The sequence below is a fragment of the Faecalibacterium sp. An58 genome (genome assembly GCF_002161515.1).
GTDB classification, from domain to species: Bacteria; Bacillota; Clostridia; order Oscillospirales; family Ruminococcaceae; genus Faecalibacterium; species Faecalibacterium avium.
Window position 1 is genome coordinate 61,056 of sequence record NZ_NFHX01000005.1, and the last position, 13,627, is coordinate 74,682.

The 13,627-nt window shown below is 64.1% G+C and carries 12 protein-coding genes, 2 pseudogenes and 1 riboswitch; of the genes and pseudogenes, 12 read left to right on the forward strand and 2 right to left on the reverse strand.

Annotation, left to right across the window (positions count from 1 at the left end):
* Positions 1 to 44 precede the first annotated feature (44 nt).
* From B5G12_RS05855 to B5G12_RS05870, 4 genes are all read left to right on the forward strand, one after another.
* The gene (locus tag B5G12_RS05855; RefSeq protein ID WP_087324239.1) at positions 45 to 440 is read left to right on the forward strand and encodes a hypothetical protein; all 396 of its coding nucleotides are present in this window, start codon (positions 45 to 47) and stop codon (positions 438 to 440) included.
* 3 nt (positions 441 to 443) lie between these two features.
* Positions 444 to 1,277 carry a DUF5685 family protein gene (locus B5G12_RS05860; protein ID WP_087324240.1) on the forward strand — a complete coding sequence of 278 codons (834 nt, stop codon included), beginning with the start codon at positions 444 to 446 and terminating at the stop codon, positions 1,275 to 1,277.
* Positions 1,278 to 1,389: 112 nt separating this feature from the next.
* On the forward strand, positions 1,390 to 2,136 hold the full coding sequence (locus B5G12_RS05865; protein ID WP_087324241.1) for a J domain-containing protein: 747 nt from the start codon (positions 1,390 to 1,392) through the stop codon (positions 2,134 to 2,136).
* Between the two features lie 208 nt (positions 2,137 to 2,344).
* Positions 2,345 to 2,842: a pilin gene (locus tag B5G12_RS05870; protein ID WP_087228307.1), complete on the forward strand. Its 498-nt coding sequence runs from the start codon at positions 2,345 to 2,347 to the stop codon at positions 2,840 to 2,842.
* 63 nt (positions 2,843 to 2,905) lie between these two features.
* Here B5G12_RS05870 and B5G12_RS05875 read toward each other — a convergent pair whose 3' ends face one another.
* On the reverse strand, positions 2,906 to 3,109 hold the full coding sequence (locus B5G12_RS05875; RefSeq protein ID WP_087324242.1) for a hypothetical protein: 204 nt from the start codon (positions 3,107 to 3,109) through the stop codon (positions 2,906 to 2,908).
* 315 nt (positions 3,110 to 3,424) lie between these two features.
* Between B5G12_RS05875 and B5G12_RS05880 the strand changes: the two genes are divergently transcribed.
* From B5G12_RS05880 to B5G12_RS15215, 7 genes and pseudogenes are all read left to right on the forward strand, one after another.
* Positions 3,425 to 4,264 (forward strand): bifunctional hydroxymethylpyrimidine kinase/phosphomethylpyrimidine kinase, encoded by an 840-nt coding sequence (locus tag B5G12_RS05880; protein ID WP_087324243.1) that lies wholly within the window; start codon positions 3,425 to 3,427, stop codon positions 4,262 to 4,264.
* Positions 4,265 to 4,277: 13 nt separating this feature from the next.
* Positions 4,278 to 4,784, forward strand: a complete 507-nt coding sequence (locus B5G12_RS05885; RefSeq protein ID WP_087228328.1) for a tRNA (cytidine(34)-2'-O)-methyltransferase — start codon at positions 4,278 to 4,280, stop codon at positions 4,782 to 4,784.
* A 10-nt stretch (positions 4,785 to 4,794) separates the two neighbouring features.
* Positions 4,795 to 5,664 carry a DegV family protein gene (locus B5G12_RS05890; RefSeq protein WP_087324244.1) on the forward strand — a complete coding sequence of 290 codons (870 nt, stop codon included), beginning with the start codon at positions 4,795 to 4,797 and terminating at the stop codon, positions 5,662 to 5,664.
* Positions 5,665 to 5,823: 159 nt separating this feature from the next.
* Positions 5,824 to 5,919: riboswitch (PreQ1-III riboswitch) on the forward strand.
* An 8-nt stretch (positions 5,920 to 5,927) separates the two neighbouring features.
* On the forward strand, positions 5,928 to 6,467 hold the full coding sequence (locus B5G12_RS05895) for a QueT transporter family protein (RefSeq protein WP_242955954.1): 540 nt from the start codon (positions 5,928 to 5,930) through the stop codon (positions 6,465 to 6,467).
* Between the two features lie 21 nt (positions 6,468 to 6,488).
* Positions 6,489 to 7,130 (forward strand): HAD family hydrolase, encoded by a 642-nt coding sequence (locus tag B5G12_RS05900; protein WP_087324245.1) that lies wholly within the window; start codon positions 6,489 to 6,491, stop codon positions 7,128 to 7,130.
* A gap of 220 nt (positions 7,131 to 7,350) precedes the next feature.
* Positions 7,351 to 9,961, forward strand: a pseudogene (gene secA, locus B5G12_RS05905) (preprotein translocase subunit SecA); the annotation flags it as partial.
* A 185-nt stretch (positions 9,962 to 10,146) separates the two neighbouring features.
* Positions 10,147 to 10,311: pseudogene (locus B5G12_RS15215) on the forward strand (SEC-C metal-binding domain-containing protein); the annotation flags it as partial.
* Between the two features lie 63 nt (positions 10,312 to 10,374).
* Here the strand turns inward: B5G12_RS15215 and B5G12_RS05910 are convergent.
* Positions 10,375 to 11,553 (reverse strand): phosphopentomutase, encoded by a 1,179-nt coding sequence (locus B5G12_RS05910; RefSeq protein WP_087324247.1) that lies wholly within the window; start codon positions 11,551 to 11,553, stop codon positions 10,375 to 10,377.
* Between the two features lie 295 nt (positions 11,554 to 11,848).
* Between B5G12_RS05910 and pyk the strand changes: the two genes are divergently transcribed.
* Complete coding sequence (pyk, locus tag B5G12_RS05915) at positions 11,849 to 13,615, forward strand: pyruvate kinase (RefSeq protein WP_087228314.1); 1,767 nt, start codon at positions 11,849 to 11,851, stop codon at positions 13,613 to 13,615.
* Positions 13,616 to 13,627 lie beyond the last annotated feature (12 nt).

The window sequence follows — 13,627 nt, forward strand, 5'->3', positions numbered from 1 at the left end:
CCGCCCGCCGGGCAAAGGCCATCAAGAATGGAGCCATTTGAGCTATGCGTGAAAAATTCCGTCGTTTTATGGCAGGCCGCTACGGCACCGACGCCCTGAACCAGTTTCTGAGCATCCTGGCCGTGGCGCTGCTGCTGGTCTCGCTGATCACCCGGGTAGGGCTGTTCACCTGGCTGGGCCTGGCAGCCCTGATCTACTGCTATTTCCGCACCTTCAGCCGCAACATTTCCCGCCGCACCGAGGAGAATTACAAGTTCTACACCATGCAGGAGCGGGTCTCGGGCAAGTTCAAGGGGGTCAAGCGCCGCTGGGCCGACCGCAAGACCTACCGCTACTACCGCTGTCCCAAGTGCCGCCAGATGCTGCGGGTGCCCCGGGGCCGGGGCCGGATCGAGATCTCATGCCCCCGGTGCGGCACCCAGTTCATCCGCAAGAGCTGAGCGATGTTTGGCTATATCATCCCGGACCAGCAGGCCATGACCCCCGAGGCCCAGCAGCGCTACCGGACCGCCTATTGCGGGCTGTGCCGGCGCACCGCAGCGCTGCACGGCATGGCCGGCCGGCTGACTTTGAGCTATGACCTGACCTTTCTGGATCTGCTGCTGTGCAGCCTGTACGAGGGCGAGACCCCCGAGACGGTCGAGACCGGCCGCTGCCCGGTGCACATGATCCGCCCCATCCAGTGGCGGTACAGCGGCCCCACCGACTATTGCGCCGACATCGGGCTGGCCCTCCACTATTACAGCGCGAAGGACAAGTGGCAGGACGACCGCAGTCTGCCGGGCCTGGGCTACATGAAGCTGCTGCAGGCCCGCCGCCAGGAGGCGGAGGCGCGCTGGCCCCGTCCGTGCCGCGCCATCACCCGGGGGCTTGCGCAGCTGGCCGAATATGAAGCCGCCGGCTGCGAGGACCTGGACCTGGTGTCCGGGTGCTTTGGGGATCTGATGGCCGAGCTGTTCGATTACAAACAGGACCGCTGGTCGCCCGAGCTGCGGGCTGTGGGCGCGAATCTGGGCAAATACATCTATCTGCTGGACGCATGGGACGATCTGCCCCGGGACCTGCGCCGCGGCTCTTACAACCCCCTCAAGAGCCTGTCCGCCGCCCCCGACTACGAGGAACAGATGCGGGAGATCTTCGAGCTGCTGCTGGCCCAGGCTGCGGCCGCTTTCCGCCGTCTGCCCTGCGTGGAGGACGCCGACCTGCTGGAAAACATCCTCTATTCCGGCGTGTGGCTGAAATATCATGTGGAAAACCGGCGCAGACAGTCCCGATGAAGCCAGTGGGGGCTTGCTTTTTGCGCCTCGATACGCTAGAATAGATAAGATTCTTGAACGAACCAGGGGCCATCCCCCCTTTTGACAGATAGAGACGTGAGGAAGTTATCCCATGAGAGATCCCTATGAGGTACTTGGCATCCAGCGGGGTGCCAGCGAGGAAGAGATCAAAAAGGCCTACCGCGCCAAGTGCAAGCGCTGGCATCCTGACCTGAATCCCAACGACCCGACGGCCGAGGAGCACTTCAAGGAGGTGCAGGCCGCCTACGACGCCATCATGAAGGGGGACACCGGTCCCCAGAACCCCGGCGGCTACGGCCAGCAGGGCTACGGCGGTTACAGCCAGCAGAGCTACCAGCAGGGCGGCTATACCCAGGACGGCTTCGACGGCGGGTTCTACGGCTTCGATCCCTTCGGCTTTGGGTTCGGGGGCTTCGGCACCTACGGCGGGTACAGCCAGCAGGGGCCCAGCGCCTATGCCGGCGACTCCGCCGAGATGCAGGCGGCCCGCAATTTCATCATCAACCGCCGCTATGCGGAGGCCCGCCGCGTGCTGGATGACCAGCGCCAGCGCAGCGCCCGGTGGTACTATTACTCCAGCCTGGCCTACCAGGGTCTGGGCCGCACGGTGGACGCCATGCAGGATGCCCGCCGCGCGGTGCAGATGGAGCCGAACAACAGCGAATACCGCGCAAACCTCGAGCGGATGCAGGGCCCCAGCCAGGCCTACCGGGCCACCCAGAGCACCTACAATCCCGGGGGCGGCATCATGCGGTGGTGCTGGTCCATGATCCTGCTCAACCTGCTGTGCAACTGCTGCTGCGGCAACCGCTTCTTCTACCGGCCCTTCGGCTTCTGATCTCCGTCTTTCCACGCCCCGTCCCTTTGCCAAGAAGGGGCGGGGTTTTGCCGTCTTGGGTCGGGCGCTGTATCCTTGTCCTAAATTTGACGCGCTCTTGACATTTTGGAAAAATGGTGCTATCTTGATAGTGGGGTAGTTTGCACACATTTTCAGCGTTTCGTACCGGACTGCCTGCTTCTGCCCCTGAGGAAAGGATGTTTGAATCATGACCCGTACTTTTTATAGACAGCTGTCGGCGGCGCTGCTGGCGCTGGCCCTGCTGCTGGCCTGCGGGCTGCGCGCGGGGGCGGTGGGCGCTGCGGACAATTTCACCGCCACCCTGCCCGTTTCGGTGACCTTCTGGGAGGAGGACAGCGAAAGCCTCTCGGTGGTCAGCGACGGCGTGGATGACGGCCGCGAAGCCACCCTCATCCGCCAGTCCAACGGCACCTACACCCTGGTGCTGCCCATCCAGACCGTCTCGACGGTGGTGTTCACCGGACACCTGTCCGGGCTGACCATCGGTGACATCCCCTACGACGGGGAAGTGACCGGCAGCTTTGACGACAACACCGCCGTGCTGACCATCCGCAACCTGCCCTCCTCGGTGCTGACGGGCAGCAATGTCAGCCGCTCCCTGCTGGTGACCTGCGCCATCGAGATGGACGTGGACCTGCTGGGCGAGACCACCAAAACCGCCCGGATGTGCATCGCCGTGCTGTAAACGCATCGCCTGCGCGAAAAAGGCTGCGGGGCTCATCGCCTGCCGCAGCCTTTTTTTGCCCGGTCAGAAGCGGTCGATCAGGTCGTTGGCCATCTGGTCCAGACGGCCCACAGCGTGCTCGGCTCCTTTGGCCATCTTGCGGGCCGCCCGGCGTACGCCCCGGGGGTCCTGATGGACTGCGGCCATCACGCCCGCGGCCCCCACTGCGGCCCCTGCCGCCAGGCCCAACAGCATGCCGGCGGCAGATCTCATCTGTTGTTCTTTCATCTCGGTGCCCTCCTTTTTCGTCCAGATCCGCTGCCGCAAAGGCGGCTGCGGTCGTGCATCCGGGAAGCAGAAAGCTTCCCCAACACGTCTTTTAGGGTGTATCTGAAAACTCCCCCACGCTGATCTATTCTACCAAAAAGCACCATCTGCTGCGTTGCATTCGCTTGCATTCCATCGTCAGGAGTGCGGCGCTCATGCGCCTTGCAGCTGGCACTTTTTGGCGAATCTCTCAGCATGTTTGACTTCTCAGATACACCCTAGTATCCCCGCGGGGCGCCGGGATATCCAACCTGTCAAATAAAGGAGGCTTGCCTTTTGTTCCAACCTTCTGAACCCAAAAAAGTCCTGTGCATCCACGACCTGTCCGGGGCGGGGCGGTGCAGTCTGACCGTCATCCTGCCGGTACTGGCCGTGATGGGCGCCCAGCCCATCCCCCTGCCCACCATGCTGCTTTCCACCCATACCGGCGGCCTGGGTGACCCCGCCCGGCAGGACTGCGGGGCCTTTGGCCGCGCCGCCCTGGAGCATTACCGCAGCCTGGGCCTGGAACCCGACTGCATCTACACCGGCTATCTGGGCAGCGAGGACCTGGTCTGCTTAGCCGCCGAGGCTTTCCGTCTGTGGCCCGGCGCGCTCAAGATCGTGGACCCTGTCATGGCGGATGGGGGCAGGCCTTACAGCGGGTTTGGCCCCGGGCTGATCCAGGCGGTGGGGCAGCTGTGCCGCTCCGCCGACCTCATCCTGCCCAACCTCACCGAAGCCCGGCTGCTGCTGGGCCAGGACCCCGCCCTGCCCGAGGGCTCGGTATCGGAGCAGGAGGCCCTTGACCTGGCCGGCCGGCTGACCGGCCTTGCGGGCCGGGCGGTGGTCACCGGGCTGCCCATGGGCAAGTTCGTGGGCTGCGCCGGCGCGGGCGAGGAGCCCTTTGTGGTCCGCCACCTGCACATGGACCGCAGCTTCCCCGGCACCGGGGACCTGTTTGGAGCCATCGTCACCGGGTCGCTGCTGCGGGGCAACGTCCTGAGCGCCGCCGCCGACGCGGCCGCCGGCTTTGTGGCCCAGGCCATCCAGCACACCCCCCGGGACGCCGACACCCGCTGCGGGGTGTGGTTCGAGCCTCTGCTGCCCCGCCTGGCGCCTATGAGGGAGATGTGAAATGGAGGAAAAGATGCCACAGAAACCCACCCTGAACATCGTCCTGGTGGAGCCCCGCATCCCCCAAAACACCGGCAACGTGGCCCGCACCTGCGCCTGCACCGCCTGCCGGCTGCACCTTGTGGGACCGATGGGTTTTGCGATCGACGATAAAAAATTGAAGCACGCGGGGCTTGACTATTGGCCCATGCTTGATATAACATATTATCAGGGACTTGAGGAGTTCTTTGCAAAGAACAGCGGCCCCTATTATTATTTTTCCACCAAAGCGCCGCGCCGCTACACCGACGTGGCCTACCCTGACGGCGCCTACCTGGTGTTTGGCCGGGAGGACGCCGGGCTGCCCGAAGCTCTTCTGGCCGCCAACCAGGACTGGTGCATCCGCCTGCCCATGCGGGAAGGCGCCCGCAGCCTGAATCTGTCCAACAGCGTGGCGGTGGGCGTGTTCGAGGTGCTGCGCCAGTGGGATTTCCCCGAGCTGCTGGACCATGGCCACCTGCGTGATTATGAATGGAAGTGAGGACCTGAGTATGAACAAGACCGCCATCCTGACCGATTCCTCCTGCGACATCCCCCAAGAACTGGCCGACAAATACGGCATCGATATCATGAGCTTCCATATCATGCTGGACGGCGTGGATTACCTGGAGCGGGTCAGCTGCACCAACGAAGAATTTTACGGCCTGATGCGCAAAGCCAAGGGGGTGCCTTCCACCGCCGCCATCACGCCTCTCCAGTTCTGCGAGAAATACTGCCAGTACGTGGATGAGGGCTACACCGACGTGGTGCACATCTGCATCAACCGGTCCGGCTCCTCCACCTACGACAATGCGGTGATCGCCCAGGGGATGCTGCGGGAAGAACGCCCCGAACACAAAATGCGCATCCACCTGCTGGACAGCCACACTTATTCGATGGTGTTCGGCTGGTATGTCTGCGAGCTGGCCCGCAAGCTGCGCAACGGCGCCGAACTGCGCCATGTGGTGCGGGAATTTGAGACCCAGATGGACAAGATGGAGATCGTCCTGGGACCTTACAGCCTGCGCCAGATGAAAAAGAGCGGCCGCATCTCGGCGGCGGCGGCCTTTGCAGGAGAGCTGCTGGGCCTGCGCCCCATCATCACCCTGATCGACGGCAAGACGGTGGTGGAAAGCAAGGTGCGCGGGGACGACAAGGTGATCCCCGCCATGATCGACCTGTGCAAAAAGCGCACCGCCGGGGTGGATGACTTCGAATACATCATCGGCCATACCGGCATCCCTCAGGCCGAGGACCTGCGCCGGGCCTGCAAAAAAGCCTTCGGCCAGGAACCTCTGGTCGTCTTTGAGCTGGGCGGCGTGGTGTCGGCCAACACCGGCCCCGATACTTTGGCCATCGCCTACACCGGCAAGCTGCGCTGAATCTCTTTTTGACCTCCGGGACGTCCCGGCCGGTCTGTGCCCTCTGCGGGGCGCGGACCGACCGGGGCGTTTTTTCTCTTGCCTTGCCGGCCCTTTCTGTGCTATACTATCCGGTAGCGTGCGCACAGGCGCACCCCTCAAATCCAAATAACGTTCTCAGAGCAACTTAGGATTTTAGGCTCCCCGGCAGGACCGCTGCCGGGCCAAACCTCCGGGGGCTGGCGGCCCCGGCAGGTCAAAATCTTTCCGCCGGGAGTATTGCAATGATGCGAAAGGAATCCCTGTCCGTCCTCAAACTGGTCCGCTGCGCGGTGGTGGCCGCCATCTATGTGGCCCTGTGCCTTGGCCTTGCCCCCTTCTCCTACGGGGCCATCCAGGTGCGCGTGGCAGAGGCGCTGTGCCTGCTGCCCATCTTTGGCCCTGAGTATATCATCGGCGTCACCCTGGGCTGCGCTCTGGCCAATCTGCTGGGCTCCACCTTCATCGACGTGGTCTTCGGCACCCTGGCCACCTTCCTGGCCTGCCTGTGCACCTACGCGCTGCGCCGCGCGCGGGTCAAGGGCCTGGCCATCCCGGCGGCTCTGCCCCCCATTTTGTGGAACGCCGCCATCGTGGGGCCCGAGATCGCCATTTTCTTCTCGGACTCCCCCGCCACCCCCGCCCTGGTGCTGTTCAACGCTTTGACGGTGGGCGCCGGCGAAGTGATCAGCTGCGGGGTGCTGGGCGTGGCCCTGGCCCGCCTGATCGAATCGGACCCCCGCCTGCGCCGGCTGTTCTCGGACGAGGGGGTCCGCACCGCCTGACACACCGAAAGGAGGCCCCTTATGGCAGATACAAGCCTGGTCTTTTGGGACTGGAACGGCACCCTGATGGATGACGTCCGTTACAGCGTAGCCTGTCTGAACGGCCTGCTGGAGGAATACGGCTACGAGCAGCGGTATTCGCTGGGGCGCTACCGGGAGATCTTCGGCTTTCCCATCGAGGCCTACTACCGGCGGGCCGGGTTCGACTTTGACCGCGACCCCTATCCCGTTCTGGCCGACAGCTATATGCAGCGCTACAACGCGGACGTGGACGCCTGCCCCCTGACGGCGGGCGCGGCCCGCGCCCTCGAGACGGTGGCGGGCCGGGGCATCCGGCAGGCCATCCTGTCGGTATCCCGTCGGGATTATCTGGTACAGCAGGCCGGCCATCGGGGCATCGGCGGGCTGTTCCAGGAGATGCTGGGGCTGAAGGACATCTACGGCGCCGGCAAGGTGGACCTGGGGCGGCAGTATCTGGCAGGCAGCGGGGCCGACCCCGCCCGCTGCGTCATGGTGGGAGACACCGACCACGACGCCGAGACCGCCCGGGCCATGGGGGTGCGCTGCATCCTCTACACCGGCGGCCACCAGAGCCGCGCCCGTCTGGCCGCCACAGGCTGCCAGCTGATCGACAGCCTGGAACAGCTGCCCGGGCTTTTGTGATCGCGTTTTCTGCCGCCTTGTGCCCCGGCTTTGGGCCGCACAGGGCGGCATTTTTGCTCTGTTCACAGAAATTTTACCTGAAACCGCCCCAAATGTTTGACACCCCTTCCCGCTTTGGTGTATCATAGAGGCGGCGTGCCCGGGCTGCGGCCCGGCTGATCCCGCTTTCAGCATCACTGCTTTTTGATAGACAGACCATCCTGTATTTTGAGGTGAAACTATGTCCCTGGTAGAAAAAATCTTTGGCACCTTCTCGGACCGGGAGTTGAAGAAGATCAACCCCATCACCAAGAAGGTCCTTGACCTGGAGCCCACCTACGCAGCCATGTCCGACGGCGAGCTGCAAGCCCAGACCCCCGCCCTGAAAGAGCGGCTGGCCAAGGGCGAGACGCTGGACGACATCCTGCCCGACGCCTTCGCGGTCTGCCGCGAGGCCGCCTGGCGTGTGCTGGGCATGAAGCACTTCCCGGTGCAGATTACCGGCGGCATCGCCCTGCACCGCGCCAACATCGCCGAGATGCAGACCGGCGAGGGCAAGACCCTGGTGGCCACCCTGCCCGCCTACCTGAACGCCCTCAGCGGCGAAGGGGTGCACGTGGTCACCGTCAACGACTACCTGGCCAAGCGCGACAGCGAGTGGATGGGCAAGCTGTACCGCTGGCTGGGGCTGACGGTGGGCCTGATCGTCCCCGGCCTGGACGGCGCCGCCCGCCGCAAGGCCTACAACGCCGATATCACCTACGGCACCAACAACGAGTTCGGTTTCGACTACCTGCGCGACAACATGGTGACCTACAAGGCCAACATGGTCCAGCGCGGCCATGCCTACGCCATCGTGGACGAGGTGGACTCCATCCTCATCGACGAGGCCCGCACCCCCCTGATCATCTCGGGCCGCGGGGAGGACTCCTCCTCCCTCTACACCCAGGTGGACCAGTTCGTCCGCTCGCTGCGCAAGAGCGTGGTGGTGGAGCTGGAGAGCAAAGAGGAGGCTGACGACCAGGCCGACGGCGACTATGTGGTGGACGAAAAGCACAAGACCGCCACCCTGACCGCCAGCGGCATCCGCAAGGCGGAGGAATATTTCAAGGTGGAGAACCTGGCCGCCGCCGAGAACATGACCCTGGTGCACCACATCGAGCAGGCCATCAAGGCGCACGGCGTCATGAAAAAGGATATCGACTATGTGGTCAAGGACGGCGAGGTCATCATCGTGGACGAGTTCACCGGCCGTCTGATGATCGGACGCCGCTACAATGAGGGCCTGCACCAGGCCATCGAGGCCAAGGAAGGCGTCCACATCGCCTCCGAGAGCAAGACCCTGGCCACCATCACCTTCCAGAACTACTTCCGTATGTACAAAAAGCTGTCCGGCATGACCGGTACAGCCCGCACCGAGGCCACCGAGTTCACCGAGATCTACGGCCTGAACATCGTCACGGTGCCCACCAACAGGCCCAACATCCGCAAGGACTACCCCGACGTGGTCTACTCCACTGTGGCGGGCAAGTACCGCGCCGTCATCGACCAGGTGATGGAGTGCCATGCCAAGGGCCAGCCGGTGCTGGTGGGCACGGTCAGCGTGGAAAAGAGTGAGATCCTGGCCAAGATGCTCCAGAAGCGCACCCGGGACTTCAACGTCCTGAACGCTAAGAATCACGAGCGCGAGGCCGAGATCGTGGCCCAGGCCGGCAAGAAGGGCGCCATCACCATCGCCACCAACATGGCAGGCCGCGGCACCGACATCATGCTGGGCGGCAACGCCGAGTTCATGGCCAAGGCCCAGATGCGCAAGGAGCAGTTCTGTGAAAAGCTGCTCAACCCCGAAGCACCCCAGGACGCCCTGCCCGAGCAGGTGGAGGATCTGCTGATCGAGGCGGACGGCCACAGCGAGACTTCCGACGCCAACATCCTGGCGGCCCGGGCCCGCTTTGACCAGCTGTACCGCCAGTACAAGGAGGAGATCGCCAGCGAGGCCGAGGAAGTGCGGGCCGCAGGCGGCCTGTTCATCATCGGCACCGAGCGCCACGAGAGCCGCCGCATCGACAACCAGCTGCGGGGCCGCGCCGGCCGCCAGGGAGACCCGGGTGCCTCCCGCTTCTACCTGAGCCTGGAGGATGACCTGATGCGCCTGTTCGGAGGCGAGCGGGTCCAGAACCTGATGAACAGCATGGGCCTGGACGAGGATACCCCCATCGAGACCCGGATGATCACCTCCACCATCGAGAGCGCCCAGAAGAAGCTGGAGGGCCGCAATTTCGAGATCCGCAAAAACGTGCTGCGGTACGACGACGTCATGAACCAGCAGCGCGAGATCATCTATGGCCAGCGCCACAAGGTGCTGGACGGCGAGGACGTGAGCGCCGACATCCACAAGATGCTGCGGGACAACGTGGACAGCAGCTGCGCGCTGTTCCTGGCCGGCGAGGACAAGGATACCTGGGACTTCGCCGCCCTGCGCCGCCACTACAACGGCTGGCTGGCCACCGAGAACGACTTCCAGTATACCGACGAGCAGCGCGCCGGGCTGACCCAGCAGGAAGTGGCCGACAGCCTGTACGACCGCGGCATGAAGGTGCTTGCCGACAAGGAAGCCCGCTACGGCGCCCCCCTCATGCGGGAGCTGGAGCGCATCTGCCTGCTGCGCTGCGTGGACCGCTACTGGATGGACCACATCGACAACATGGACCAGCTGCGCAAGGGCATTTCGCTGCGCAGCTACGGCCAGAAGGACCCTGTGGTGGAATACCGCATCGAGGGCTTCGATATGTTCGACCAGATGGTGGACTCCATCCGTGAGGACACCGTCAAGATGCTGCTGATGATCGAGGTGCGCCCGGTGCAGCCCGGCCAGCAGCCTGCCCAGGCTCCGGCCGCCCGGCCCGCTCCCGCCCCTCAGGCAGCCGCACCGGCTGCGCAGGCCCAGCCTGCACCGGCCCGGGCGCCCATCCCGTCGGCCAACCCCAGCTCTGCCGACGTGGCGGCTCTGCGCCAGAAGATGACCGGCCAGAGCGCCGGCGCCAAGGCAGCCGCTGCGGGCCAGGTGGCAGGCGCTGCCAACAAGCCCGTCCGGGTGGGCAAGATCGGCCGCAACGATCCCTGCCCCTGCGGCAGCGGCCTGAAGTGGAAAAAGTGCACCTGCCAGCAGTACCACCCCGACCTCTACCCCTCCAAGAAATAAGCCGATCCTAAAATAAAACGCCCCCGCCCTTCCCAAGAGAAAGGCGGGGGCATTTTGCGGTTCTCAGCAGCGGATCTCGTCCCAGGCGCTCTGGCCGTCCAGGGTGGAGGCGTCTACGCCCAGATAGGAGCAGATGGTCTTGGCGATGGTGCCGAAGCACAGCCGGGTGCCCAGATCGGCGCCGGGGCAAACGTGCTTGCCATACACCAGCCAGGGCACATACTCCCGGGTGTGGTCGGTGGTCTTGGTGTAGGAGGGGTCGCAGCCGTGATCGGCCGTGACCATCAGGATATCATCCTCCCGCATACCGGGCAGAAAGCCCTCCAGGAAGCGGTCGAACTCGGTGGCGGCGGCGGCATAGCCGGCCACGTCGCGCCGGTGACCGTACAGCATATCGAAATCCACCAGGTTGATGAAGGCCAGACCCTCAAAATCCCGGGTCTGCAAAGCCTGGGTGAAGGCGATGCCGTTGGTGTTGCCGGTGGTCTTGATCTTCTCGGTCAGGCCCTGGCCGTCAAAGATATCGTAGATCTTGCCCACCGAGATGACATCCAGTCCCGCCTTCCGGATCAGGTCCAGCATGGTGTCCCGGGGGGGCTTGAGGCTGAGGTCGTGGCGGTTGGTGGTCCGCTTGAAGTTTGCGGCGCAGTCCCCCACAAAGGGCCGTGCAATGACCCGGCCCACCCCGTACTTGCCGGTGAGCATCCGGCGGGCCGTCTCGCAGATGCGGTACAGCTCGGGCACCGGCACCAGTGCTTCGTTGGCCGCCACCTGGAACACGCTGTCGGCGCTGGTGTAGACGATCAGGGCATTCTGGGCCATCGCCTGCTCGCCGTAGTCCTTCAGCACTTCGGTGCCCGAATAGGGCTTGTTGCACAGCACCTTGTAGCCGGTCTTTGCCTCAAAATCGGCGATCAGCTCAGGGGGGAAACCGTCCGGGAAGGTGGGCAGAGGCTCCGGGCTGACCACGCCGGCGATCTCCCAGTGACCGATGGTGGTATCCTTGCCCATGCTCTGCTCCTGCAGGCGGGCGTATGCCCCCAGGGGCGCGGGGTCCTTCTGCCCCACCGTCACCCCGTCGATGTTGAACAGGCCCAGCCTGCCCATGTTGGGGCAATGGAACGCGGGGTGCCCGGCGATGGCCCCCAATGTGTTGGTGCCCTCGTCCCCGAAGGCGGCGGCGTCCGGCTCAGCCCCGATGCCGAAGCTGTCCAAAACGATCAGGAATACACGTTTTGCCATTCTTGATCCATCCTTTCTGCGGCGGGCGGCGGCGCGGCCGGTCCTGCCGGCACTCAGCCCGCCGTATGATGCAATGTTTTTTGCTATTGTACCATATTTTGCGCCGGAGAGAAAGAGGCCCGGTCACCTTCCGCGCCCATTTTGCAGGGCAGCGCGGCTTTTGGGACGGCGGGCAATATTTTACAAAAAATTGCTTGCCCAATTGTATTCATCCCGTTATAATAGGGGTGTATGGAAACAAAGCAAAACCTTATACATACAGCATACAGCAACCGGTTTGCTAGGAGGTATCGCAATGCGCAAAACCAAGATCATCTGCACCCTGGGCCCTTCCACCGATAAGGAGGGCGTGCTGCGGGCGCTGGTGGAAAACGGGATGAACGTGGCCCGTTTCAATTTCTCGCACGGCTCCCACGAGGAGCACAAGGGCCGTTTTGAGGCCCTGAAGGCCATCCGGGAAGAGCTGGACAAGCCTGTGGCGGCCCTGCTGGATACCAAGGGCCCCGAGATCCGCCTCAAGGAGTTCAAGAACGGCTCGGAGGTCCTGGAGGAAGGCCAGACCTTCACCCTGACCACCCGCGAGGTGGAGGGCACCAACGAGATCGTCTCCATCACCTACAAGGACCTGCCCCACGATGTGGCCCCCGGCGGCACCATCATGCTGGACGACGGCCTGATCCAGCTGTCCATCCGGGACGTGTCCGACACCGACATCGTCTGCACCGTGCTGAACAGCGGCAAGATCAAGAACAAGAAGGGCGTCAACGTTCCCGGCGTCCACCTGTCCATGCCCTATATGAGCCAGCGCGACCGGGATGACATCATCTTCGGCATCGAGCAGGGCTTCGATTTCATCGCGGCCTCCTTTGTGCGCACCGCACAGGACGTGTATGAGATCCGCAACCTGCTGAATATGTACGACTCCAAGATCCGCATCATCGCCAAGATCGAGAACCCCGAAGGCGTCGAGAACATCGACAGCATCCTGGCGGCCGCCGACGCGGTGATGGTGGCCCGCGGCGACCTGGGCGTGGAGATCGACTTCTCCGAGCTGCCCAGCATCCAGAAGTCCATCATCGACCGCTCCTACTCCTTCGGCAAGCCCATCGTCACCGCCACCCAGATGCTGGACAGCATGATCAACAACCCCCGTCCCACCCGTGCCGAGATCTCGGACGTGGCCAACGCCATCTACGACGGCACTTCGGCCATCATGCTGTCGGGCGAGACGGCCGCCGGCGCCTATCCGGTGGAGGCCCTCCGCACCATGTCCCAGATCGCCGAGCGCACCGAGGCCGACGCCCACTACCAGGTGCACCGTCTGGGCCGGATGAAGATCAGCGGCACCACTTCGGTCAGCGACGCTACCGCCCACGCCGCCTGCCTCACCGCACAGGACGTCAATGCATCGGCCATCGTCACCGTGTCCGAGTCGGGCAACACCGCCCGCCTGCTGAGCAAATACCGTCCCGACCAGCCCATCATTGCCTTTGTGATGCGGCCCCAGGTGCAGCGCCAGCTGTCCCTTTCCTGGGGCATCACCCCGCTGCTGATGCCTCTGGCCCACAGCACCGACGAACTGATCGAGGTCTCCACCGGCCTGGCTGAGAAGTACGGCTACATCCACAACGGCGAGCTGGCCGTCGTCACCGCCGGCGTGCCGGTGGGCGTCAGCGGCACCACCAACATGGTCAAGATCCACATGGTGGGCAACTGCCTGGCCTCCGGCGTGGGCGTGGGCCGCGAGGACAGCGACAACGCCAGCGCCACCGGCAAAGCCTGCGTCTGCCACACCCTGGACGAGATCAAGGCCCGCTTCAAGCCCGGCATGATCCTGGTGCTGCCCTTCACCAACAACGATATGACCCCCTACATCCGCGACGCCGCCGCCCTGGTGGTGGAGGAGCCCGGCCTCAACAGCCATGCGGCCATTGTGGCCAAAGCCCTGCTCAAGCCCGCCATCGTGGGCGCACAGGGCGCCACCAGCCACATCCGCGACGGCCTGGACATTGCGGTGGACTGCGCTCACGGCAGCGTCCAGTCCCTGCAGAGCCAGGTGTAAGGGGGCGCGGGT

What these genes read in the sequence shown, in the direction of transcription:
- B5G12_RS05855 (WP_087324239.1), top strand. Translation starts at nt 45, where the DNA reads ATGCGTGAAAAATTCCGTCGTTTTATGGCAGGCCGCTACGGCACCGAC.
- B5G12_RS05860 (WP_087324240.1), top strand. Translation starts at nt 444, where the DNA reads ATGTTTGGCTATATCATCCCGGACCAGCAGGCCATGACCCCCGAGGCC.
- B5G12_RS05865 (WP_087324241.1), top strand. Translation starts at nt 1,390, where the DNA reads ATGAGAGATCCCTATGAGGTACTTGGCATCCAGCGGGGTGCCAGCGAG.
- B5G12_RS05870 (WP_087228307.1), top strand. Translation starts at nt 2,345, where the DNA reads ATGACCCGTACTTTTTATAGACAGCTGTCGGCGGCGCTGCTGGCGCTG.
- B5G12_RS05875 (WP_087324242.1), bottom strand. Translation starts at nt 3,109, where the DNA reads ATGAAAGAACAACAGATGAGATCTGCCGCCGGCATGCTGTTGGGCCTG.
- B5G12_RS05885 (WP_087228328.1), top strand. Translation starts at nt 4,278, where the DNA reads ATGCCACAGAAACCCACCCTGAACATCGTCCTGGTGGAGCCCCGCATC.
- B5G12_RS05890 (WP_087324244.1), top strand. Translation starts at nt 4,795, where the DNA reads ATGAACAAGACCGCCATCCTGACCGATTCCTCCTGCGACATCCCCCAA.
- B5G12_RS05895 (WP_242955954.1), top strand. Translation starts at nt 5,928, where the DNA reads ATGATGCGAAAGGAATCCCTGTCCGTCCTCAAACTGGTCCGCTGCGCG.
- B5G12_RS05900 (WP_087324245.1), top strand. Translation starts at nt 6,489, where the DNA reads ATGGCAGATACAAGCCTGGTCTTTTGGGACTGGAACGGCACCCTGATG.
- B5G12_RS05910 (WP_087324247.1), bottom strand. Translation starts at nt 11,553, where the DNA reads ATGGCAAAACGTGTATTCCTGATCGTTTTGGACAGCTTCGGCATCGGG.
- pyk (WP_087228314.1), top strand. Translation starts at nt 11,849, where the DNA reads ATGCGCAAAACCAAGATCATCTGCACCCTGGGCCCTTCCACCGATAAG.